Origin of the sequence: Nocardioides sp. NPDC006303 (genome assembly GCF_040613175.1) — a bacterium.
Classification (GTDB): Bacteria; Actinomycetota; Actinomycetes; order Propionibacteriales; family Nocardioidaceae; genus Nocardioides.
Map to the genome: position 1 here is coordinate 167,043 of NZ_JBEXRR010000001.1, position 20,975 is coordinate 188,017.

16 protein-coding genes are annotated in these 20,975 nt (G+C 68.7%); 10 read left to right on the top strand and 6 right to left on the bottom strand.

Translation table 11 applies throughout. From position 1 onward, the window contains the following. Nucleotides 1-63: 63 nt before the first annotated feature. Nucleotides 64-2,421, bottom strand: a complete 2,358-nt coding sequence (locus tag ABZY89_RS00800) for a hypothetical protein (RefSeq protein WP_355223861.1) — start codon at nucleotides 2,419-2,421, stop codon at nucleotides 64-66. Between the two features lie 147 nt (nucleotides 2,422-2,568). Between ABZY89_RS00800 and ABZY89_RS00805 the strand changes: the two genes are divergently transcribed. Next, nucleotides 2,569-4,506, top strand: a complete 1,938-nt coding sequence (locus ABZY89_RS00805; RefSeq protein ID WP_355223862.1) for a glycosyltransferase — start codon at nucleotides 2,569-2,571, stop codon at nucleotides 4,504-4,506. 36 nt (nucleotides 4,507-4,542) lie between these two features. Here the strand turns inward: ABZY89_RS00805 and ABZY89_RS00810 are convergent, their stop codons facing one another. Genes ABZY89_RS00810 through ABZY89_RS00820 form a run of 3 tightly spaced genes read right to left on the bottom strand, consistent with a single transcriptional unit; the run spans nucleotide 4,543 to nucleotide 8,680 of the window. Next, the gene (locus tag ABZY89_RS00810; protein ID WP_355223864.1) at nucleotides 4,543-6,117 is read right to left on the bottom strand and encodes a TylF/MycF/NovP-related O-methyltransferase; all 1,575 of its coding nucleotides are present in this window, start codon (nucleotides 6,115-6,117) and stop codon (nucleotides 4,543-4,545) included. A 9-nt stretch (nucleotides 6,118-6,126) separates the two neighbouring features. Beyond that, complete coding sequence (locus ABZY89_RS00815) at nucleotides 6,127-7,260, bottom strand: acyltransferase (RefSeq protein ID WP_355223866.1); 1,134 nt, start codon at nucleotides 7,258-7,260, stop codon at nucleotides 6,127-6,129. A 4-nt stretch (nucleotides 7,261-7,264) separates the two neighbouring features. Further along, nucleotides 7,265-8,680, bottom strand: a complete 1,416-nt coding sequence (locus ABZY89_RS00820; RefSeq protein ID WP_355223868.1) for a bifunctional cytidylyltransferase/SDR family oxidoreductase — start codon at nucleotides 8,678-8,680, stop codon at nucleotides 7,265-7,267. A 332-nt stretch (nucleotides 8,681-9,012) separates the two neighbouring features. Between ABZY89_RS00820 and ABZY89_RS00825 the strand changes: the two genes are divergently transcribed. The 8 genes from ABZY89_RS00825 to ABZY89_RS00860 all read left to right on the top strand — a co-directional run bounded on the left by ABZY89_RS00825 (nucleotide 9,013) and on the right by ABZY89_RS00860 (nucleotide 17,912). Further along, the gene (locus tag ABZY89_RS00825; RefSeq protein WP_355223870.1) at nucleotides 9,013-9,963 is read left to right on the top strand and encodes a DUF2520 domain-containing protein; all 951 of its coding nucleotides are present in this window, start codon (nucleotides 9,013-9,015) and stop codon (nucleotides 9,961-9,963) included. Next, a complete protein-coding gene (gene panC, locus ABZY89_RS00830; RefSeq protein WP_355223872.1) occupies nucleotides 9,963-10,829 on the top strand; it encodes a pantoate--beta-alanine ligase in 867 nt (288 codons plus the stop codon). Before ABZY89_RS00825 ends, panC begins: the two co-directional genes overlap by 1 nt. Then, the gene (panD, locus tag ABZY89_RS00835; RefSeq protein ID WP_008354878.1) at nucleotides 10,826-11,251 is read left to right on the top strand and encodes an aspartate 1-decarboxylase; all 426 of its coding nucleotides are present in this window, start codon (nucleotides 10,826-10,828) and stop codon (nucleotides 11,249-11,251) included. Before panC ends, panD begins: the two co-directional genes overlap by 4 nt. Before the next feature lie 9 nt (nucleotides 11,252-11,260). Continuing rightward, nucleotides 11,261-12,937 carry an L-aspartate oxidase gene (locus ABZY89_RS00840; protein WP_355223873.1) on the top strand — a complete coding sequence of 559 codons (1,677 nt, stop codon included), beginning with the start codon at nucleotides 11,261-11,263 and terminating at the stop codon, nucleotides 12,935-12,937. Further along, nucleotides 12,937-13,866, top strand: coding sequence for a carboxylating nicotinate-nucleotide diphosphorylase (gene nadC, locus ABZY89_RS00845; protein ID WP_355223875.1), 930 nt, complete (start codon nucleotides 12,937-12,939; stop codon nucleotides 13,864-13,866). The genes ABZY89_RS00840 and nadC overlap by 1 nt, the downstream gene beginning before the upstream one ends. Nucleotides 13,867-13,877: 11 nt before the next feature. Next, nucleotides 13,878-14,660 (top strand): type III pantothenate kinase, encoded by a 783-nt coding sequence (locus tag ABZY89_RS00850; RefSeq protein WP_355223877.1) that lies wholly within the window; start codon nucleotides 13,878-13,880, stop codon nucleotides 14,658-14,660. Nucleotides 14,661-14,756: 96 nt separating this feature from the next. Beyond that, nucleotides 14,757-15,107 (top strand): Lsr2 family protein, encoded by a 351-nt coding sequence (locus ABZY89_RS00855; RefSeq protein WP_355223879.1) that lies wholly within the window; start codon nucleotides 14,757-14,759, stop codon nucleotides 15,105-15,107. Nucleotides 15,108-15,323: 216 nt separating this feature from the next. After that, on the top strand, nucleotides 15,324-17,912 hold the full coding sequence (locus tag ABZY89_RS00860; RefSeq protein ID WP_355017495.1) for an ATP-dependent Clp protease ATP-binding subunit: 2,589 nt from the start codon (nucleotides 15,324-15,326) through the stop codon (nucleotides 17,910-17,912). Nucleotides 17,913-18,049: 137 nt separating this feature from the next. Here ABZY89_RS00860 and ABZY89_RS00865 read toward each other — a convergent pair whose 3' ends face one another. After that, nucleotides 18,050-18,916 carry an A/G-specific adenine glycosylase gene (locus ABZY89_RS00865; protein ID WP_355223881.1) on the bottom strand — a complete coding sequence of 289 codons (867 nt, stop codon included), beginning with the start codon at nucleotides 18,914-18,916 and terminating at the stop codon, nucleotides 18,050-18,052. Between the two features lie 80 nt (nucleotides 18,917-18,996). Here ABZY89_RS00865 and ABZY89_RS00870 point away from each other — a divergent pair, with 80 nt between their 5' ends. Beyond that, nucleotides 18,997-19,716: a hypothetical protein gene (locus ABZY89_RS00870; protein ID WP_355017497.1), complete on the top strand. Its 720-nt coding sequence runs from the start codon at nucleotides 18,997-18,999 to the stop codon at nucleotides 19,714-19,716. Nucleotides 19,717-19,817: 101 nt separating this feature from the next. On the opposite strand, the gene disA is transcribed toward ABZY89_RS00870, so the two are convergent. Further along, nucleotides 19,818-20,900 (bottom strand): DNA integrity scanning diadenylate cyclase DisA, encoded by a 1,083-nt coding sequence (gene disA / locus ABZY89_RS00875; protein ID WP_141801687.1) that lies wholly within the window; start codon nucleotides 20,898-20,900, stop codon nucleotides 19,818-19,820. Nucleotides 20,901-20,975 lie beyond the last annotated feature (75 nt).

Here is a 20,975-nt window from a genome sequence, read left to right on the forward strand (position 1 = left end):
CAGCGATGGCGCGTCCCCTTGCGGGGGCGCGCCATCGCTGCTTTCGAGGGCCTCAGGCCAGGATCACGGCATCCGGGCGAGCGCCGGCTTGGCCACGGCGGTCTTGCCGGGGATCGCGTTCCAGCGCTCGGGCAGGACCGCGCGGTGCGGGCCGACCTCGAGGAGGAGCACGTTGCGGTAGGTCATCCCGTACGTCTCGACATAGGGCGCCAGCGAGGTGAGCAGGTCCTGAGTGCGCCACTGAGCGGCGTCGAGGACGAGCACGTCGATGTCGAAGGCGTCGAAGTCGAAGGCGTGCCGCTGGTGGCCGTCCCGACGCAGCTCGGCCGCCTCGGTGGTGCGCTCGGCCTGCTTGTTGGCGGCGGCGTGGATCTGCTGGAAACCGCTGACCGCGCGGGTGCCGACGACGTCGGAGGCAGCCAGCAGGTTGCCCTCCAGGTCGGTGTCGGCGAGCCCGGCGATGTCCTCGGTCAGCACGGCCGAGACCGGGAGGATGACGAGCTTGTCGACGTCGGGGAGCAGATCCGCGACCACGAGGCGCTCGACCTGGCCGATCGGGAGCGTGCTGCCATCGGGCTGCTTGATCCCGTCGAAGCCGGACACGTCCAGGGCGCTGAGCGTGATCCCCGGCCGGGCGAGCTCGTCGAGCCGCAGGTCGGTGCCACCGGTCTGGACCCACAGGTGGACCGGACGGGACGAGTGGGCGGCGATGGACTTGATCAGTCGGCGCAGCTTCGGGCGCTGCTTCGGACGGGCCGAGACGGCGACGTGGATCGCGTCGGCCGGGACCTGCTCCGGGGTGCTGACCGGGTTGCTGCGTACGTCCTCGGCGATCGAGCTGACCAGCTCGCCCACCTTGCGGGCGGCGGCCCGGCGCTCACGGGCGATCTCGACCTCGGCGGCGTTCATCTCGCGCCACTGGGCGTAGACCTCCTCGACGCTGGCACCGGAGAAGATCTTGGTGAGGATCGTCTCGAGCCGGTCGTTCATGCTCTCCCGGATGCCGTCGAACTCGGCGGGGGTGAGCGGGTTGAGGCCGGCGAAGCGCGGGTCGGAGAGGTTCTTCGGGCGGAAGTCGATGTCGATGCCGATGCTGCGACCGGGGAGGTAGCAGTGCAGGCGGCTGGTGACCAGCTTGCGGTGGTCGCGACGGTAGCCCTCGAGCATCGTGATCGCGTCGTCGATGTTCTTCACGAACGGCCGGAAGCGGACCTCGTCGAGGCCGCCCTGGGCGTAGGTCGGGGCGCCCTCGGGGATGGTGCCGTCGAAGACGTCGACATAACCGACCGGCGCGTCCGGGCCGGGCAGCTCGGTGGCGTCGGGGAAGACGGTCGAGACCGTGGTGGTGAGGCAGCCGGAGAAGAAGGCGGGCACGCCGACGGAGAGCAGGATGTCGACGGTCGTCCAGTCGCGGCAGCCGACCGGGGCGTACTTCTTGAGGTACTCGATCGTCTCGTCGGTCATCATGGCGCGGGTGCTGCAGTGGAACGAGACGAAGATCGGGCGCAGGTTCTTGTGGAACGGCATCCCGTAGCGCATCTCGAAGATCGGGTGCATGTACCACCCGAAGCCGAGCATCCAGGTGTCCTTCGGGACCGGCTGGTACATCGACGCGTCGCGCTGGAGGGTCATCAGCTGGACCTTGGCGGACAGGCCCTCGCGGACGCGCTCGGGACGGACCCGTTCGCGCAGCCGGTTGGCCATCTCGTCGAGCTCGGACTCGCCGGTGAACTCGAGGTCGCGGTGACGGACCAGGTGACCGAGGGAGGCGACGGTCTGGACGTGGTCGCCGATGTTGGCCGAGGCGCGGGAGCGGCCGGGGTGGCCGTAGTCGACGACGGCGTAGGAGACGGTGCCCTCCGGTGCGGCCGGGGCGTCGGGCTCGTCGTTGTCGGCCGCGACCCACGGGCGAAGCCAGTCACGGCTCTCGACGACCCACTTGGTGTCGCCGTTGGTGCCGTCGCCGACGGCCTCGTCGAGCCGGGCATAGAGGCTGCGGGCCAGCTCCTGGTCGCCGAAGCCGAAGACCCGGCTGGTCATCGCGAGCCACGCGCGGCCCGAGACGTACGAAGCGCCGGACTCGGCGAGCTCGCGCAGGGTGGCGCGGGTCGCGTCGGGGTCGACGTGGAGGCCGGACATGACGTACTCGTCGGCGGCCTTGGCGGCCCACTCCTCGACCGAGATGCCCTGGAAGAGGGCCCAGGCGCGCTCGTAGAAACCGCCGCCGGCGGCGTTGATCGCACCGTCGAGATCAGCGGCGACGACGAGCGGCTCGACCTCGATGGAGATCGGCGCCGGCTTCCCCTCCACGTTCGCAGCCTGTGCCGCGCCCTCCGAGATGGACGGGACGCGAGCGGTCAGGCTCTGACGCAGGCGCTCGGGGAGCAGCTGGCGAGCGAGTCGTCGAGCTGGGCTGGCCATGGGACTCCTTCATTGATGGTTCGACGCAGTGTCGTCGGGCGGAGCCGCGATGTTCGCGGTCCGTTCACACGTTTCCCCCTATGATCCAGGCCGGATATCCTGCCCGAAGAATCGGCAATCCCCAAAGACGCCGACTAATCTCTGCGCATGCCGATCCCCAACCCCCACGAGCAGGTCGCGTTCCCCGAGGGCCGCTACCTCACGATGTGCAACGAGATCGCGACCAAGTTCGGCGGACAGACGCGGGCGATGATCATGCGCAACCGCCTGATCACGCAGCACACCGGGATCCCGACCACGCTGCTGACGACCGAGTCGAAGCCCGTCTACGACGAGGTTCGCGAGGTGCTGCGCGACTCCGGTCAGCTGGTCGAGGGCATGGACCTCCTCAACCTCTACGAGTGGTACCGGCTGAACACCCCGACCGACGCGCCAGACGAGTCCGTGGCCGCGCTCGGGGGCCAGTTGGGTGAGGTGGCCGGCACGACCACCTCGGACGTACTCCACCCTGACGGCACCGTCTACTACACCGCCCACTCGCAGTCGGGGAAGGACCTGGCGCGCGACTACCGTCGCGCCGACGGGTCGATCTACCTGCGGGCGCCGGGTCCGGGTGCCCCGGCCGCGTCCCGGGTGCCCTACATCCTCACCGACGCCGAGGGGCGTCCGATCCGGTCGTGGGAGACCGTCGGCGGCTGGCTGTGGCACTGGCTCGAGCTGCTCGCCGGCGACGCCGAGCGGGTCTTCTTCGTGACCGACTCCCGGTTCGCACTGCGTGACGTCATGCCCCGTCAGGACGACCGCTTCTACTTCCTCCACCTCATGCACAACAACCATGTCGTGAAGGAGCGCCGCTGGAACTCCCAGCTCTCGGGCAAGTACGCCCCGCTGCTCGACAACATCCACGAGTACGACGCGCTGGTGAACCTGACCCATCGTCAGTCCGAGCACATCGCGATGCGCTACGGCTCGACCTCGCACCGGTTCGTGGTGCCCAACCCGGTCGAGCTGCCGGAGCTGCCCGAGACGATGCCTCAGCGGGAGCCGGCGACGTTCGTCACCGTCGCCCGGCTCGAGCCGCAGAAGCGCCTCGAGCACGCCATCAAGGCCTTCGCGAAGGTGATCGAGAAGCGGCCGGAGGCCAAGTTCCAGATCTACGGTGACGGCAAGCTCTACAAGCCGCTCGCCGACCTGATCGAGACCCTCGACGTCGGCAAGAACGTCCAGCTCATGGGCCACGACCCGCGAGCCAAGGAAGCGCTGCTGCACGCCACCGGGTTCATCATGACCAGCGTCAACGAGGGCTACCCGCTGGCGACCCTCGAGTCGCTCTCCTTCGGCTGCCCGGTGATCAGCTACGACATCAACTACGGTCCGCGTGAGCAGATCAGCGACGGTGTCGACGGCTTCATCGTCGAGGCCGAGGACATGGACGCGGTCGCCGAGCGCTGCATCCAGATGATCGACGCCCCCGAGAAGGTCGCCGAGATGTCCCGCAAGGCCCTGGAGAAGGCGAGCAAGCACGACTGGCGCGCCTTCCTCGACGACTGGCGGGTCGCGTTCGAGGGCGCCGTCGCGCAGCGGCCGGGCCGGATCGAGAAGGCCCGTGCCCGGCTCGACGTCCACGCCCTCGGCTGGGCGCGGCCGATGCCCGAGGGCGTCGCCACCCGGCTGCCGGGTCCGGCCAGCCGGCTGGGTCGCACCCAGGCCAGCTCGGCCGCCTTCCGTGACTCTCGTACGCTCCGCTTCGACGCCCTGCTCACCGTGATGGGCGAGTGGCCGAAGGGCGTGATGGCGGACCGCACCGTCACCCTCGACGCCGTCTGCAACGAGACCGGCGAGGTCGCCGCGCTGCCGCTCGAGGTCTCGCCCGAGGGCCGCGGCGAGTTCCGGCTCGCCTCCAGGTTCGACCTCGCGGAGGTCTTCGAGGAGTTCTCGGACAAGGCGCGCAACCTCGACCTGCGGCTCCGCTTCACGGTCCACAACTGGAACTGGGAGACCAAGCTCGGCCGGCCCCGCGAGGTGCGCCCCAACTTCGAGGTGTCGTTCGGTCCGAACGACGTCCTTCACCTGCAGCGACGCTGACCTGGCGGCTCAGGATCTGGGTGTAGGAATACCCGGTTAACCGGGTATTCCTACACGTACGACGTGTAACTTCGGACGCCGCTCCATCCTGAAGCCGGGACGATCCTTGAAGTACTCGTCGACCGCGTCGCGGCACCCGCTGTAGTGGAAGTAGTCGTCGAGCACGATCCGTCCCCCCACGACCAGGTGGGGGACGATCCGCTCCAGGCAGGTCAATGTCGACTCGTACCAGTCACCGTCGAGGTGGGCGAAGGCGACCGGCTCGTCGACCTTCAGCGTGTCCTGGAACAGGCCCTGCACCAGCTCGACGTTGTGCTGCGCCGGATCGATCCCGTGCCTGGTGAATGAGTCGCTCACCTCGTCGTAGAGGTTGTCGCGATAGCCGTAGTAGGTCTCTCCGCCGATCCCCTTCGACGTGCCGCTGACGATCTTCTGGTAGCGCTTGTGCACGTCGTCACCGTCGCGCTCGGACGGCTCCGGGATCATCCCGAAGACGTCGTAGACCCTCATCGGCCGCTTCGGGTCCTTCGCCGCGGCCATCACGATCGCGGAGCCGCCTAGCGCCGCCCCGGTCTCGATGATCAGGCCGGGCCGGTCCTGGATATCGGCGTCGAGCACCTGGCGGGCGAGCACCTGCAGGTTCTCGGGCTTGAGGTAGGTCAGGTGCTCGGCGCGGACACCGTCGAGGACGGTGCGGACCTCGGCCGGAAGCGCGAGGTCGACCAGCGGGTCGCGCAGGGACTCGCGGGTGCGTACGGTCTCCGTCCGCAGCCTCTCGACCTCGGCCTGGAGCTCCGCCATGGTCGGCGCGGCCTTCGTCTGGGTCTTCGTCTCGGGCGCGGGCTGCTTCGATGCGGGTGGCGTCCCGTCGGCGGGCTTGCGCGCGACCACGACGTAGTTCTTCGGCATCCCGCGCTCGAAGCGGCGGCCGGAGACCTCCAGCCGCGCGTAGAGACGGCTGAGCCGGACCGCGAGCTTCCGGTTGAGGAGCACGATCGGGGCGACGTAGGCGAGCTTCCAGCGCAGACCGCGCCCGCGAAGCTCGCCGACGCTCGTGGGGAGGTTCTTCGCCATCATCTGGTAGCTGTAGGCGACGGTCCCGAAGTAGCCCTCGAGCCAGTTCATCCTGGCGATCTCGAAGCCTGCCTCCTCGAACATCTTCCGCAGCGAGAACTGGGTGTAGCGGAAGAAGTCGTAGGGCTTCTGGTGCTCGGCGAAGAAGAGGGGCGCGGAGAGGAAGATCCGCCCGCCCGGCTTGAGCACACGGTAGAGCTCGGCGATGGCCCTCTCCGGCTCGGGCACGTGCTCGAGGACCTGGTTGCAGATCACCCGGTCGAAGCTGCCGTCATCGACCGGGATGTCGGTGATGTCGCAGACGTAGTCCAGCGGTGCGTACGCCGAGCTCAGCTGAGCGAAGTCAGCAGCCTCGTACTGGGCGTGCTTGAACAGCTTCCGGTAGGGCGAGCGGCCCGCCCCGGCGTCCAGGACACGCATGCCACGCTTGGTGCCCTTGGCGAAGCGTGCCATCTCCTGGCGGAGACGCACTCGGGAGGGATTGATGTGTCGGGGCTGAACCGCAGCGCCGCGATTCTGCCGGCCTCGAGTCAGCATGGAGAGACATTAGCGCTGTTGAAGCGGAGTCTCCCGTAAACCACGCAGGACGGCGTCGCGTACCGGGTCATGGAGGCGGCGCTCGATGAGGTAGTGGAGCGCGATGGCCAGGACGAGAGCGGTCGAGACGGCAGCGGCCAGGACGACGTACTCGTCGTAGCGGCCGTGGAACTCGTCGATGATCCAGAACGCGAACTGCGCGTGGATCAGGTAGAGCGGGTAGGTCAGCGCCCCGAGCGTCGTCAAGAAGCGCGCCTCCACCCGACCCAGAGGGCCGGCCGAGACCAGCCAGACGAGTGCCGCGAACCCCACGATCGCCCAGCCGGTGATCACCGGTGAGACGGTGGCACCGACGAGCTCCGTGGCCCGGTCGGCGTACTCCGTCGCCTGGCGGATGCCCAGGATCACGTTGTAGGCCACCGCGAGCCAGGCGATGAACGAGTTGCCGAACCGGTAGATCAGGAACAGCGCCATGCCCATCGCGAAGAACGGGGCGTACTCGGCGAACAGGAGCGAGTTGAGCATGCCGGAGTCGGTCGCGCGGGCGATCTGGGCCAGCAGCGGCCACAGGAACACGACCGCGATCACGCGCTGCTTGGTGATCCCGACGAGCAGGAAGACGCCGATCAGCAGGTAGAACTTGAGCTCGATCCAGAGCGTCCAGAAGGCACCCTGGGCGCTGAGTACGTTCCAGGCGTCCTGGGTCATCGTCATGTTGATCAGGCCGCCGACGAACCCCTGGTCACGGCCTCCCTTCCAGTAGGCCTGGAGGATCAGCGTGATGATGACGGCGACCCAGTAGGCCGGGAACAGCCGGGCGACGCGGGACGAGACGAAACGGGGCAGGTCGCGGCCCCACGCGGTCATCAGGATCACGAAGCCGCTGATGATGAAGAAGAGCTCCACGCCGAGGTAGCCGTAGCGCGTGACGTGGTTGAGGGTCGGGAAGACCTCCCGGGGGTCGATACCCCAGTAAGGGGTCGCGATGCCGGTGAGGTGGTAGCCGACGACGACGGCTGCCGCGATGAACCGGAGCGCGTCGAGCGCGCCGAGCCGGGAGCGGCGTACGGCCTTCTTCTTGGGCTCGGGGGCGGGTGCGGCGGCAGGGGCCGTGTCCGCGGGCGCGGTCGGGGTGCTGGTCATCGGGTCAGTTCCCCGCCGCAGCGTCCAGGGCCTCCTGGATCGGGTCGATGCGGCGCAGGTCGATGACGTGGCCGGTGCTCGACGCGATCAGGGTGTCCAGCGACGCACGGGCAACCGCCTTCGACTCCAGCAGCGTGTGGGACGGCTCCTGGCCGAACGCCTTGGTGCGCATGGGGGTGCCGGTGCGCTCGGGGTTGATCGCGTTGACGCGTACGCCCTGGTCGGCCCACTCGTCGGCGAGGGCCTGGGTCAGGTTGACCGTGGCCGCCTTCGCGGAGGAGTAGAGCGCGTAGCCGCGGCGGCCGCGGGTGTAGGAGCTCGAGGTGAAGAAGAGGAGCGAGCCCTTCGCCCGGGCGAGGTAGGGGAAGAACTCCTGCGCGATCAGGACCGGCGCGATGTAGTTGATCTCGGTCGCGTTGTAGATCGTCTCCTCCGAGACCGTGGCGAGCTCGCCGCGCGGCAGCACACCAGCGGTGTTGACCACGAAGTCGATCGAGCCGAAACGCTTGCCGGCGTCGGCCGCCGCGGCGACGATGTCGGCCCGCTTGGCGACGTCGGTGCCGGTGGCTGAGCGGCTGTAGGAGGCGACGTTGGCGCCGTAGGACTCGGCCAGCTCCGCGATGTCGGCGCCGATTCCGTAGCTGCCGCCGAAGACGACCATGTTCTTGCCCTCGAGGGCGGCCCGGTAGTCGGCCTCGTCCTTCTGCGGGAACTGCTGGTGAGCGGTGAGCTGGAAGAGCTTGTCGGCGATGTAGACGTCGATCGGCTCGGTGACCTTCATGTTCTGCTCGTGACCGTCGACCACCCAGATCTTGGTATCGGGCAGGTACTTCAGCACCACGCTGCAGTCGTCGGTCGCCCGGAACTCAGGGTCCTGGTCGGCGATCTCGTAGGCCCGCTTCAGGGTCGAGGCGAGGAAGGCCTGCGGGGTCTGGCCGCGGCGCAGCCGCGAGCGGTCCGGGATCTGCGAGATCGTGTTGTCGTCGTTGAGCTCGATGATCGTGTCCGCGGACGGGATGGCCACGTCGACGGCCTGGTAGGTCACCAGCGCCTTGAAGCAGTCGGTGATCACGTCCTCGCTGAGCAGCGGACGTACGGCGTCGTGGAGGAGTACGTTGCAGTCCTCGCCCTCGGGGAGGGCGGCCAGGGCGAGCTTGGTCGTCTCGTTGCGGGTGTCGGCGCCCTCGAGGATCTTGGAGACCTTCGGGTAGCGGCCGTCGCGGGTCATTGCGTGCACGGCGTCGAGGTGGCCGGGAGCCATCAGGATGATGATCTCGTCGATCTGCGGGTGGCGGTCGAGCACGCCGAGGGTGTGCTCCATGATCGGCATCCCTGCGATCTTGATGAGCTGCTTCGGGATGTCGAGACCCACGCGGGAGCCCACACCGCCGGCAAGCAGCACGGCAACGTTACGAAGCACTGAACTCTGACCCTTTGATAGATGACGAGGAGCCGTGGATTCTTCCACGATGCGCGGGAATGACTCCAATGCTGGGTGCGAGGTGATACCGAGCCGTTGGTTGGGCGTGTGATCCGCGGCGGCCGTGCGCTGGTGTGATCGCAGTCACGGCATCTTGATGTTTCGGAAGGGTGACCGGCGGCGTACCTTTGTTTCGTCTTCGCTGAAGCGAAGACCGAAGCGTTACTGCTCGGTCACGGTGGCCGAGGAGACAGGCACAACGTCTGGTACCCATCCCGGCTCCGCTCACAAGGGGGAGTGGTCGGAGGGACTGGAACGAAAGGTCTACAACCATGAACCCACTCAGGGTGGGCGTCGTCGGCGCGGGTCGCGTCGGGGCCGTCCTTGCAGCCGCGCTGCAGTCCGCCGGTCACTCCATCGTGGCTGTCGCGGGAGAGTCAGACGCCTCTCGCGCACGCATCGCCTCGCTTCTCCCGGGCGTCCCGGTCGAGAAGCCGACAGCTGTCGCTCGCGCGTGCGACCTCCTTCTTCTCACCGTCCCCGACGACATGCTCGGCAACGTCGTCAAGACGATGACGGACGCCGGGGCCATCCGGCCCGGGATGTACGTCGCCCACACCTCCGGCCGCCACGGCCTGGCGATCCTCGAGCCGGCCGCCGCGATCGGCGCCCATGTGATGGCCGTCCACCCGGCGATGACCTTCTCCGGCACCTCGGTCGACCTCGCCCGCCTCACCGGATGCGTCTTCGGCCTGACCGCTGCCACTCCCGCCGACCGGGCCTTCGCCGAGGCGCTGGTCCAGGACCTCGGCGGCAAGCCGATGTGGGTCCCGGAGGAGATGCGGACGCTCTACCACGCGGGGCTCGCCCACGGCGCGAACCACCTGGTCACCCTGGTCACCGAGGCGATGGAGATCCTCGCCGCCGCCGGCGCCACCGACCCCGCGGGCACGCTGCGGCCGCTGCTGACGGCCGCCCTCGACAACGCCCTGGACCACGGCGACGCCGCGTTGACCGGCCCGATCGTCCGCGGCGACGCCGGCACGGTGGCGGCCCACCTCGACGACATCCGCACCAACGCTCCGCAGACCCTGGCGTCGTACGTCTCCATGGCGCGGGCCACGCTCGACCGGGCCGTCTCGGACGGGCGGCTGCTGCCCATCCGGGCGCTCAAGATCAAGAACCTGCTCGACACTGTGCCGATTGCCTCGAGCTCCGCTTCGGCCAAAGATCGTGCTGCCGTGCAGCCCCTGCCGCGTCCGATCCACACCTGGAACCAGTGATGAGCGAGTTGGCACCCACCCGCGAGGAGCTCGCCAAGCTCCTCGACCCCGCCCGCCGCGAGGGCACTCCCGTCGGGTTCGTGCCCACCATGGGCGCGCTCCACGAGGGCCACGCGTCGCTGATGCGCGTCGCCCGCGAGCGGGTCGGCGGCGGTCCCGTCGTCGTGTCGATCTTCGTCAACCCGCTGCAGTTCGGTGCGGGGGAGGACCTCGACCGCTACCCCCGCACGCTCGAGGCCGACCTCGAGGTCTGCGAGCGTGAGGGCGTCGACGTCGTCTTCGCGCCGTCGGTGGACGAGGTCTACCCGGGTGGCGACCCGCAGGTGACCGTCGCCCCCGGTGCGCTCGGGGACGTGCTCGAGGGCAAGACCCGGCCTGGCCACTTCGGCGGTGTGCTCACCGTCGTCGCGAAGCTGTTCGGGCTGGTCAAGCCGGATGTCGCGGTCTTCGGTCAGAAGGACTATCAGCAGCTCGCGCTGATCCGCCGGATGTCGGCCGACCTGTGCCTCGGCGTCGACGTCGTCGGTGCGCCGACGCAGCGCGAGACTGACGGCCTGGCCCTCTCCTCGCGCAACCGCTACCTCTCGCCCGAGCAGCGGGAGGAGGCGACGACGCTGTCGCGGGCGCTCTACGCCGCGCAGCGCGAGGCCGCCCACGGTGTCGAGGCCGCGCTCCAGGCGGCCCGCGCCGAGCTGCGCCGGGCGAAGGGCGTCGACCTGGACTATCTCGTGGTCACCGACCCGGCGCTCGGGCCTCTTCCCGACAACCCGGAGCCGGCCACCGAAGCCCGGATCCTCGTCGCCGCCCGCGTCGGCACCACTCGACTCATCGACAACATGAGCCTCACGATCGGAGCATCCCGATGACTCGTCTGCGCACCATGATGACCGGCAAGATCCACCGCGCCACGGTCACCCAGGCAGACCTGCACTACGTCGGCTCGGTCACCGTCGACGCCGACCTCCTCGACGCCGCGGACATCCTCCCCGGCGAGCTGGTCTCCATCGTCGACATCACCAACGGTGCCCGCCTGGAGACCTACACGATCGCGGGCGAGCGCGGCAGCGGCGTACTCGGCATCAACGGCGCCGCCGCCCACCTGGTCCACCCCGGCGACCTGGTCATCCTCATCGCGTACGCGCAGATGACCACCGAGGAGGCGAAGGCTTTCGAGCCGCACGTCGTCCACGTCGACGAGGCCAACCACATCGTCGCGCTCGGCTCCGACAGGAGCGAGCCGGTTCCAGGGACCGACCAGATGCGTGGACCGCTCGTTCTCACGCAGTAGCGTGCGCCTATGAACATTGAGCTGCTCTCCGCCCGTGACCCGGGCTGGACCGAGTGGGCAGACGTGATCGTGGTGGGCTCAGGGATCGCCGGGCTGACCGCGGCGCTGCGGCTCAAGGACCAGGTCGAGCGGGTCGCCGTCGTCACCAAGGACGAGCTCAAGGCCGGCTCGACGCAGTGGGCCCAGGGCGGCATCGCGGCGGCTCTCGGCGAGGGCGACACCCCTGCTCAGCACGAGGTCGACACGCTCGTGGCAGGCGCCGGGGCGTGCGACCTGGAGGCCGTACGCGTCCTGGTCGGTGAGGGTGCTGAGGCGGTCCGTGAGCTGATCGAGTGGGGTGCCGAGTTCGACAAGGATCCCTCCGGCAACCTCTCGCTCACCCGTGAGGGCGGCCATCGGCGAGACCGGATCGCGCACGCCGACGGCGACGCGACCGGTGCCGAGATCCAGCGCGCGCTGATGGAGGCCGTACGCCGCGCTCCCGAGATCCTGGTCTTCGAGCACGCGATGGTCGTCGACCTGCTGACGGCCGCCGACGGCGGCGTCGCCGGCCTGACCATCCACGTGATGGGCGAGGGCGATGCTGACGGCGTCGGCATCGTGCGTACCCGGGCTGTCGTGCTCGCCTCCGGCGGCCTCGGCCAGGTGTTCTCGCAGACCACCAACCCGGCCGTCGCGACCGCCGACGGGATGGCGATCGCGCTGCGGGCCGGGGCGACCCTGCGTGACCTCGAGTTCGTCCAGTTCCACCCTACGGTGATGTATCTGGGCGAGGACTCCCGCGGGCAGCAGCCGCTGATCTCCGAGGCCGTACGCGGCGAGGGCGCCTTCCTGGTCGACTGGGACGGCAAGCGGCTCATGGAGGGCGTGCACGAGCTCGGCGACCTGGCTCCGCGCGACATCGTCTCCAAGGCGATCATGAAGCGGATGCTGGAGACCGGACACCCCAACATGTGGCTCGACGCCCGTCACCTCGGTCGTGAGTTCTGGGAGAAGCGGTTCCCCAACATCCTCGCTTCGTGCGAGCAGCACGGCGTCGACCCGTCCGTCGACCTGATCCCGGTCGCCCCGGCGTGCCACTACGCCTCGGGCGGCGTACGCACCGACCTGTGGGGCCGCTCGGACGTCCCCGGGCTCTACGCCACCGGTGAGGTCGCCTGCAGCGGTGTCCACGGCGCCAACCGGCTCGCCTCCAACTCGCTGCTCGAGGGGCTGGTCTTCTCGCGCCGGATCGCCGAGGTCCTGCCCGGCGAGCTGCGGCAGCTGGAGAACCCGGCCCCAGGTCCCGGCACCGGGCGCGCGCTCGTCCCCGGCACCGCGCTCAAGCAGCTGCAGGAGACGATGACGACCAAGGTCGGAGTCCTCCGCAACGCGACCGGTCTCGCCGAGGCGATCGACGAGCTCGAGCAGCTCGGGGGCACCCCGGCGACCGAGATCGACCCGGCCGCCTGGGAGGCGACCAACCTGCTGACCGTCTCGCTCGCGCTGGCGACGTCCGCGCTGCTGCGCGAGGAGACCCGCGGCTCCCACTGGCGCGAGGACTTCGCCGAGCGCGACGACGCCGAGTTCGCCGGCCACTTCGACCTGAGACTCCGGGACGGCGAGACTGTCGCCATCTTCACCCCGGCCCCAGCGACCGACCCGTCCCAGACCGAACCAAACCAGTCAACCTTGGCAGGAGCCTGATGACCATCCGACGCGTGCCCTTCGACGAGATCCCGCAGCCGCTGCGCGACGAGCTGACCAACGCCGGCCTCGACGCCGGCGAGGTCTACGACGCCGTCGAGCTCGCTCTCGACGAGGACCTGCCCACGTCCGCTCCCGGTGAGATGCCCAGCGAGGACGTAACGTCCGTGGCCACCATCGCCCCCGACTCGACCGGGATCGGCGTCTTCGCCGCCCGGGAGGACGGCGTCGTGGCCGGCCTCGGCGTGGCCGAGCTCGTCTTCGCGTACGTCATGGGTGACTCGGTCACGGTCACCGAGCGCGTCAAGGACGGCTCGAAGGTGAAGGCCGGAGACGTCATCATGCGGATCGCCGGGCCGACCCGCGGGCTGCTGACCGCGGAGCGTACGGCGCTCAACTACGCCTCCCACCTCTCCGGCGTCGCCACCGGCGTCGCGGCCTGGACCGAGGCGCTGGAAGGGACCGGCGCGCAGGTCCTCGACACCCGCAAGACGCTGCCGGGCTTCCGGGCGCTGGAGAAATACGCCGTACGTTGTGGTGGCGGCGCCAACCACCGGATGTCGCTCTCCGACATGGCGCTGGTCAAGGACAACCACATCGTCGCCGCGGGTGGCGCGGTGCAGGCCTACGAGGCCGTGAAGTTCGCCTACCCGGACGTGCCGATCGAGGTCGAGGTGACCACCCTCGAGGAGCTCGAGGCGCTCCTCGACGCCGGTTGCGGCCGGATCATGCTCGACAACATGTCGACCGCGACGATGAAGGAGGCCGTCGAGATCACCGCCGGGCGTGCGGTGCTCGAGGCCTCCGGCGGGCTCACCCTGGACCGGGCCCGCGAGGTCGCCGAGACCGGTGTCGACTATCTCTCCGTCGGTGCGCTGACCCACTCGGTGAAGGTCTTCGACATCGGCTTCGACCTGTCCGAGGGCTGAGGCGTCCCGCCATGTCTTTGCTCGCCGTCAACATCGGCAACAGCCACACGGTCATCGGGCTGATCGCCGACGGCGTCGTGTCCGCGGACTGGCGGGTCTCCACGCTCGAGCACCGCACTGCCGACGAGTGGTGGGCGCTGCTGCGGGGAATTCTCGGCGACGCATTGGTGGCGAGCGTGGACGGCGTGGTCGTGTGCGCGACGGTGCCCTCGGTCCTGCACGAGTGGCGCGAGATGATCGCCCGCCATCTCGGCTCGGTCGAGAGCGTGGTGGTCGAGCCCGGCGTACGCTCCGGCATCCCGATCCTGATGGACAACCCGCGCGAGGTCGGCACCGACCGGATCGCCAACGCGGTCGCGGCGGTGGCTCTCCACGGCGGCCCCGCGATCGTGGTCGCCTTCGGTGGCACGGCGACGACCTTCGACGTGGTCAACGCCGCGGGACAGTACGTCGGTGGTGCGATCCTGCCGGGGATCGAGCTGTCGCTGGAGGCGCTGGGGCGGCGCGGTGCGCAGCTTCGCAAGGTCGAGCTCGCCCGTCCGCGGTCGGTGATCGCCAAGAACACGGTCGAGGCGCTGCAGTCCGGAATGGTCTTCGGGGTCGCCGCGCAGGTCGAAGGTCTGGTCGCTCGGATCATCGCCGAGCTGGGTGTCTCCGCCGAAGAAGTGACCGTGATTGCGACCGGCTATCTGGCTGAGTTCGTTCTCGACGAGAGTAAATGCTTCTCGTTGCATTCTCCGTGGCTGACGATGCAAGGACTGGAACTCATATTCCAGCGAAATGCCGTTCGTTAGTCTTTTCAGTATGCCGACCTGTTGATTCATCCGGATCGTATGTAATGCTATGGGCATCTCGCTTAACGGCGATGGCGATATTCGGCCCGTTTCCGGGTGAAGAAGAGCAGTGAAGGTAGGAACATGGCTAAGAAGGTTCAGATCATCCTCGAGGATGACATCGACGGCTCGGAAGCTGCGGAGACGGTGTCTTTTGCCCTGGACGGTACGTCCTACGAGATTGATCTCAGCGATGCCAATGCGGCAAAGCTTCGTGATTCTCTCGCGCTCTTCGTCGGCCACGCCCAGAAGGTGAGCGGCCGTCGCGGCAGCGCCAAGAAGGCGCCCGCCGCCGGTGGCTCGACCCCGAAGGTCATGCGCGAGTGGGGGAAGGCCAACGGTTACACCGTTCCCGACCGTGGTCGCATTCCGGCTGACGTCCGAGCGGCTTTCGAAGCGGCTCACTGACAAACCGGTCTCACCGCACCGAACGTCCGGCTGTCGCGCCCTCCGGGGCGCGGCAGCCGCCTTTGTGTGAGGTCGGCTGTGACCCGGCGTCTGTCCGGCGTACGGAACGCGTGTTCGCTCTCAGCGCACGGATCGCGTTGTGTTGTCGGGAACGCGTAGGCTGTCTGCGGGGTTGAATCTTGGTGACGCCCCAGAATTCTTAGGAGAGATGCGTACATGTTCGAGCGGTTCACTGACCGAGCCCGCCGGGTGGTCGTGCTGGCCCAGGAAGAGGCCCGCATGCTCTCCCACAACTACATCGGGACCGAGCACATCCTGCTCGGCCTGATCCACGAGGGAGAAGGCGTCGCTGCCAAGGCCCTCGAGTCCCTCGACATCTCGCTCGAGGCGGTGCGCAACCAGGTCGAGGAGATCATCGGCCAGGGCCAGCAGGCACCGTCCGGGCACATCCCGTTCACGCCGCGTGCCAAGAAGGTGCTCGAGCTGTCCCTGCGCGAGGCGCTGCAGCTCGGCCACTCCTACATCGGCACCGAACACATCCTGCTCGGTCTCATCCGTGAGGGCGAGGGCGTCGCCGCCCAGGTGCTGCAGAAGCTCGGCGCCGACCTCAACCGGGTCCGCCAGCAGGTCATCCAGCTGCTCTCGGGCTTCCAGGGCAAGGAGGGCCAGGCCGGCACCTCCGGGGCGACCGCGTCGACCGGCACGACCTCGACCGAGGCGCCCTCCTCCAGCCTCGTGCTCGACCAGTTCGGCCGCAACCTGACCCAGGACGCCCGCGAGGGCAAGCTCGACCCGATCATCGGTCGCGAAGGCCAGATCGAGCGCGTGATGCAGGTGCTGTCGCGGCGTACGAAGAACAACCCGGTCCTCATCGGCGAGCCCGGCGTCGGCAAGACGTCGATCGTCGAGGGCCTGGCCCAGGACATCGTCAAGGGCAACGTTCCCGAGACGCTCAAGGACAAGCAGATCTACACGCTCGACCTGGGCGCGCTCGTCGCCGGTTCGCGTTACCGCGGTGACTTCGAGGAGCGCCTCAAGAAGGTGCTCAAGGAGATCAAGACCCGCGGCGACATCGTGCTGTTCATCGACGAGATCCACACGCTCGTCGGTGCCGGTGCGGCCGAGGGCGCGATCGACGCGGCGAGCATCCTGAAGCCGATGCTGGCTCGTGGTGAGCTGCAGACCATCGGTGCGACGACGCTGGACGAATACCGGAAGTACCTGGAGAAGGACGCCGCTCTCGAGCGTCGTTTCCAGCCGATCCAGGTGCCGGAGCCGACGATCGCGGTCGCGATCGAGATGCTCAAGGGCATCCGCGACCGTTACGAGGCCCACCACCGGGTCACGATCACCGACGAGGCCCTGGTCGCTGCGGTCACCATGGCCGACCGCTACATCTCCGACCGGTTCCTGCCGGACAAGGCGATCGACCTGATCGACGAGGCCGGCTCGCGCCTGCGCATCCGCCGGATGACGGCCCCCGCCGACCTGCGGGAGTACGACGACAAGATCGCCGACGTGCGCCAGCGCAAGGAGGCCGCGATCGACGGCCAGGACTTCGAGGCCGCGGCCCGTCTGCGCGATGAGGAGAAGCAGCTCATCGCCAAGAAGGCCGAGCGTGAGAAGGCCTGGCGTGCCGGCGACATGGACGAGGTCGCCGAGGTGGATGAGGAGCTCATCGCCGAGGTCCTCGCCGTCGCGACCGGCATCCCGATCGTGCAGGTCAACGAGGAGGAGTCCGCTCGACTGCTGCGCATGGAGGACGAGCTCCACAAGCGCGTCATCGGCCAGGACCAGGCGGTCAAGGCGCTGTCCCGTGCCATCCGACGCACCCGTGCCGGCCTGAAGGACCCGAAGCGCCCCGGCGGTTCGTTCATCTTCGCCGGTCCCTCCGGTGTCGGTAAGACGTGGCTGTCCAAGACGCTCGCCGAGTTCCTCTTCGGTGACGAGGACGCGCTGATCCAGCTCGACATGTCGGAGTTCGGCGAGAAGCACACCGTCTCGCGGCTCTTCGGCTCGCCTCCGGGCTACGTCGGCTACGAGGAGGGTGGCCAGCTCACCGAGAAGGTGCGCCGCAAGCCGTTCTCCGTGGTCCTCTTCGACGAGGTCGAGAAGGCTCACCCGGACATCTTCAACTCGCTGCTGCAGATCCTGGAGGAAGGTCGCCTGACCGACTCCCAGGGCCGGGTGGTCGACTTCAAGAACACCGTCATCATCATGACCACCAACCTCGGCACGCGGGACATCGCGAAGTCGGTCAACCTGGGCTTCTCCCAGGCCAGCGACGTCGCGGGCTCCTACGAGCGGATGAAGTCCAAGGTCTCCGACGAGCTCAAGCAGCACTTCCGGCCTGAGTTCCTCAACCGTGTCGACGAGGTCATCGTGTTCCCGCCGCTGTCGCAGGAGCAGATCGTCGCGATGGTCGACAACATGATCGCCGCCGTCGAGATCCGTCTCAAGGACCGCGACATGGGCATCGAGCTCACCACGGCCGCGAAGAAGGTGCTCGCCGAGCGCGGCTTCGACCCGGTCCTGGGTGCTCGCCCGCTGCGACGCACGGTCCAGCGCGAGCTCGAGGACGTGCTCGCCGAGAAGATGCTCTACGGCGACATCGGCCCCGGCGAGATCGTGCTGGTCGACGTCGAGGGTGAGGGTCCTGCCGCGCAGTTCACCTTCAAGGGCCAGAAGCGCTCCGTCGTCCCGGACGTACCTCCGCTGGAGGGCGCGACCGTTTCCGATATCGAGCTCCCCGACCAGGACGAGCCGACGACGGTGGACAAGCCGAAGCCCGCCGAAGGCGAGTAACCCGAGACGTCACTTTCTGACGTCGAGAAGTCAGTTATCGACGCCGAGTGGTCAGAATTCTGGCCACTCGGCGTCGTTTCTCTTCCAGCGCTTCAAAAAGTGACCTTTCGCGGTCAGAAATCGACTTCTCGGCGGGGTTAGGGGAGGGCGAAGAAGTCTGCTTCCACCTCGGTGGCCAGGTTGTCTTTCAGGAGGCCTTCCAGAGCCCGTTGCCGTTGGGTTTCGTCGGACCAGACGACGTCGAGACGGCTGCGGTGGACGGGGGCGTCGGCGTCGCGGAGAACGGCCATCAGGCGGCCGCGGCATTGGCGGTCGGTGCCGGCCCAGGTCTGGACCTTGCGAGGCGGTCCGTCGTACGCCGGGTGGCCGGCGGCGCGCCAGGCGCACTGGTCCGCCACCGGACAGCGGGTGCAGGACGGGTTGGCCGCGGTGCAGACGAGGGCGCCGAGCTCCATGACCGCGACCGACCAGGTGGCCGCGGTCGGCTCGTCCTGCGGGAGTACGCCGGCGGCGAGCTCGCGCTCAGCCTTGTTGACCGACTGCGCGGGGAACTCGACGCCGCTCAGCGTCCGGGCGAAGACGCGGCGTACGTTCGTGTCGAGGACCACGTGGCGCTTGCCGTAGGCGAAGGTCGCGATCGCCGCCGCGGTGTAGTCGCCGACGCCCGGGAGCGCGATCAGCTCGTCGTACGTGTCCGGCACCTCGCCGCCGTGCTGCTCGACGATCGCGGTGGCGGCCGCGTGCAGCCGCAGCGCCCGACGGGGGTAGCCGAGGCGGCCCCAGGCGCGTACGGCCTCGCCCGTCGGCTCCGCGGCGAGGTCGGCCGGGGTCGGCCAGCGCTCCATCCAGGCCTCGTGGACCGGGAGTACGCGGGAGACCGGGGTCTGCTGGAGCATGAACTCGCTGACCATCACCGACCACGGTGTCGCGGTCGCGGAGCGCCACGGGAGGTCGCGGGCGTTGGCGTCGTACCAGTCCAGGACGGCGTCGTGGAGAACTGTCACACCCAGATTGTGCCGTGCGACAGGTATTGCCACGGAGTGGCACCCCGAAACCTGGGCACGGGATCATTACGGTGTCGCCTATGGCCCGCTCGAGAAGGACTGGAGGACGGCTGCCGGCCTCGGTCTACTGGCGCCGGCGGCTGGCGGTGCTCAGCATCGTCCTGCTCCTGATCGTCGGGATCTCGCGGTTCTTCCTCAGCGGTTCCGACGGCGCGGACGACACCGCGACCCCTGTGGCCGACGAGCCCACGGCGACCGTGACGGTCACCCCGACGCCCAGTGCGAAGCCGTCGAAGAAGGCGGGCAACGCGGGCGGCAACAACAAGCCCAAGAAGCCGAAGAGCAGCGCGCCGCCGGAGCCGACCGGCGAGTGCTCGCCCTCCGACATCGTCGTCGAGCCGGCCGTCACCGACGCCTACTCCTATGACAACGTGACCATCCCGCTGCAGCTGCGCACCGTGAAGGCGTCTGCCTGCACCTGGAAGCTGTCCGCGGACGCGCTGCAGGTGCGCATCTCGCAGAAGGGCGGCGACCTGGTCTGGTCGACGGTCGACTGCGCCAAGGCGGTGCCGACCAAGGAGATCGTCGTACGTCGCGACGTCGTCACCACGCTGCCCCTGACCTGGACCGGCCGCCGTGTCGTCGCCGGCGAGTGCACCGGCCACGGCCCGTGGGTGAAGCCGAACTTCTTCGTGATCGTCGCCTCCGCACTCGGTGGCGAGCCGTCATCGGCCACCTTCGGCCTCTACAAGCCGGGCACCGCCCTGTCGCGTACGGAACCCGACTCCCCGGTCAACTAACAGCCGAGGCGTCACTCCCGTCGGCCGAGATGGCACGGGCGTGCCGACTCGGCCGACGTAGCTGACGCCTCGGCCGACGCGGGTGACGCCTCGGCGAGGGGTCAGACGTAGCGTTCGAGGATGGTGGACTCGGCGAGGCGGGAGAGGCCCTCGCGTACGGAGCGGGCGCGGAGCTCGCCGACGCCCTCGACGGCCTGGAGGTCGTCGACGCTTGCGGAGAGGAGCTTCTGCAGGGTGCCGAAGTGGTCGACGAGGCGGTCGACGACGGCGGGTGGCAGACGGGGGACCTTCGCGAGGAGGCGGTAGCCGCGCGGGGCGACGGCGCCGTCGAGCGCGTCGGAGGTGGTCAGGCCCAGGACCCGGGCGGTGGCGGCGGGGTCGACGAGCTCGGCGGAGTTGAGCGCCTCGAGCTCGGCCAGCAGCTCCTCGGGGCTGCGGGCGCGGCGGCCGCGGGGGAGGTAGTCACGGATGACCATCTCGCGCTCAGCGTCGACGCCGGTGATGAGCTCCTCCAGCTGGAGGGACAGCAGCCGGCCGTCGGTGCCGAGCTCGAGCACGTAGTCCTCGATCTCGCGGGCGATGCGGGTGACCATCTCCAGGCGCTGGGCCACGACGGCCACGTCGCGCACGGTCACCAGGTCCTCGATCTCGAGCGCCGACAGGGTGGAGGCCACCTCATCGAGGCGCAGCTTGTAGCGCTCCAGGGTCGCCAGCGCCTGGTTGGCGCGGGAGAGGATCTGGCCGGAGTCCTCCAGGACGTGGCGGGTCTCCCCGACGTACGCAGCGATGATCTGCATCGACTGGGACACCGAGATCACCGGGTGACCGGTCTGCTTCGCGACCCGGTCGGCGGTGCGGTGCCGGGTGCCGGTCTCGGTCGAGGGGATGGTGTGGTCGGGCATCAGGTGGACTGCGGCCTGCACGATGCGGCTCAGCGAGTCGTCGACGATGATCGCCCCATCCATCTTGGCGAGCTCACGCAGGCCGGTGGAGGTGAACGGAACGTCGAGCGTGAAGCCACCGGTCGATATCCCATCGACCATCTTGTCGTAGCCGAGCACGATCAGTGCGCCGGTGCGGCCGCGGAGGATGCGCTCGAGCCCGTCACGCAGCGGTGTCCCGGGCGCGATCAGGGCAAGCGTCTCGCGCAGTCGGATGGAGTCCGCGGTGCGGTCGGCGGGCACGAGATTCCTTTCGGAGTGGGATGGGGCGATTCTAACCGTGGATCCAACCGTAATGCCGAGAACGTTCGGCCACGA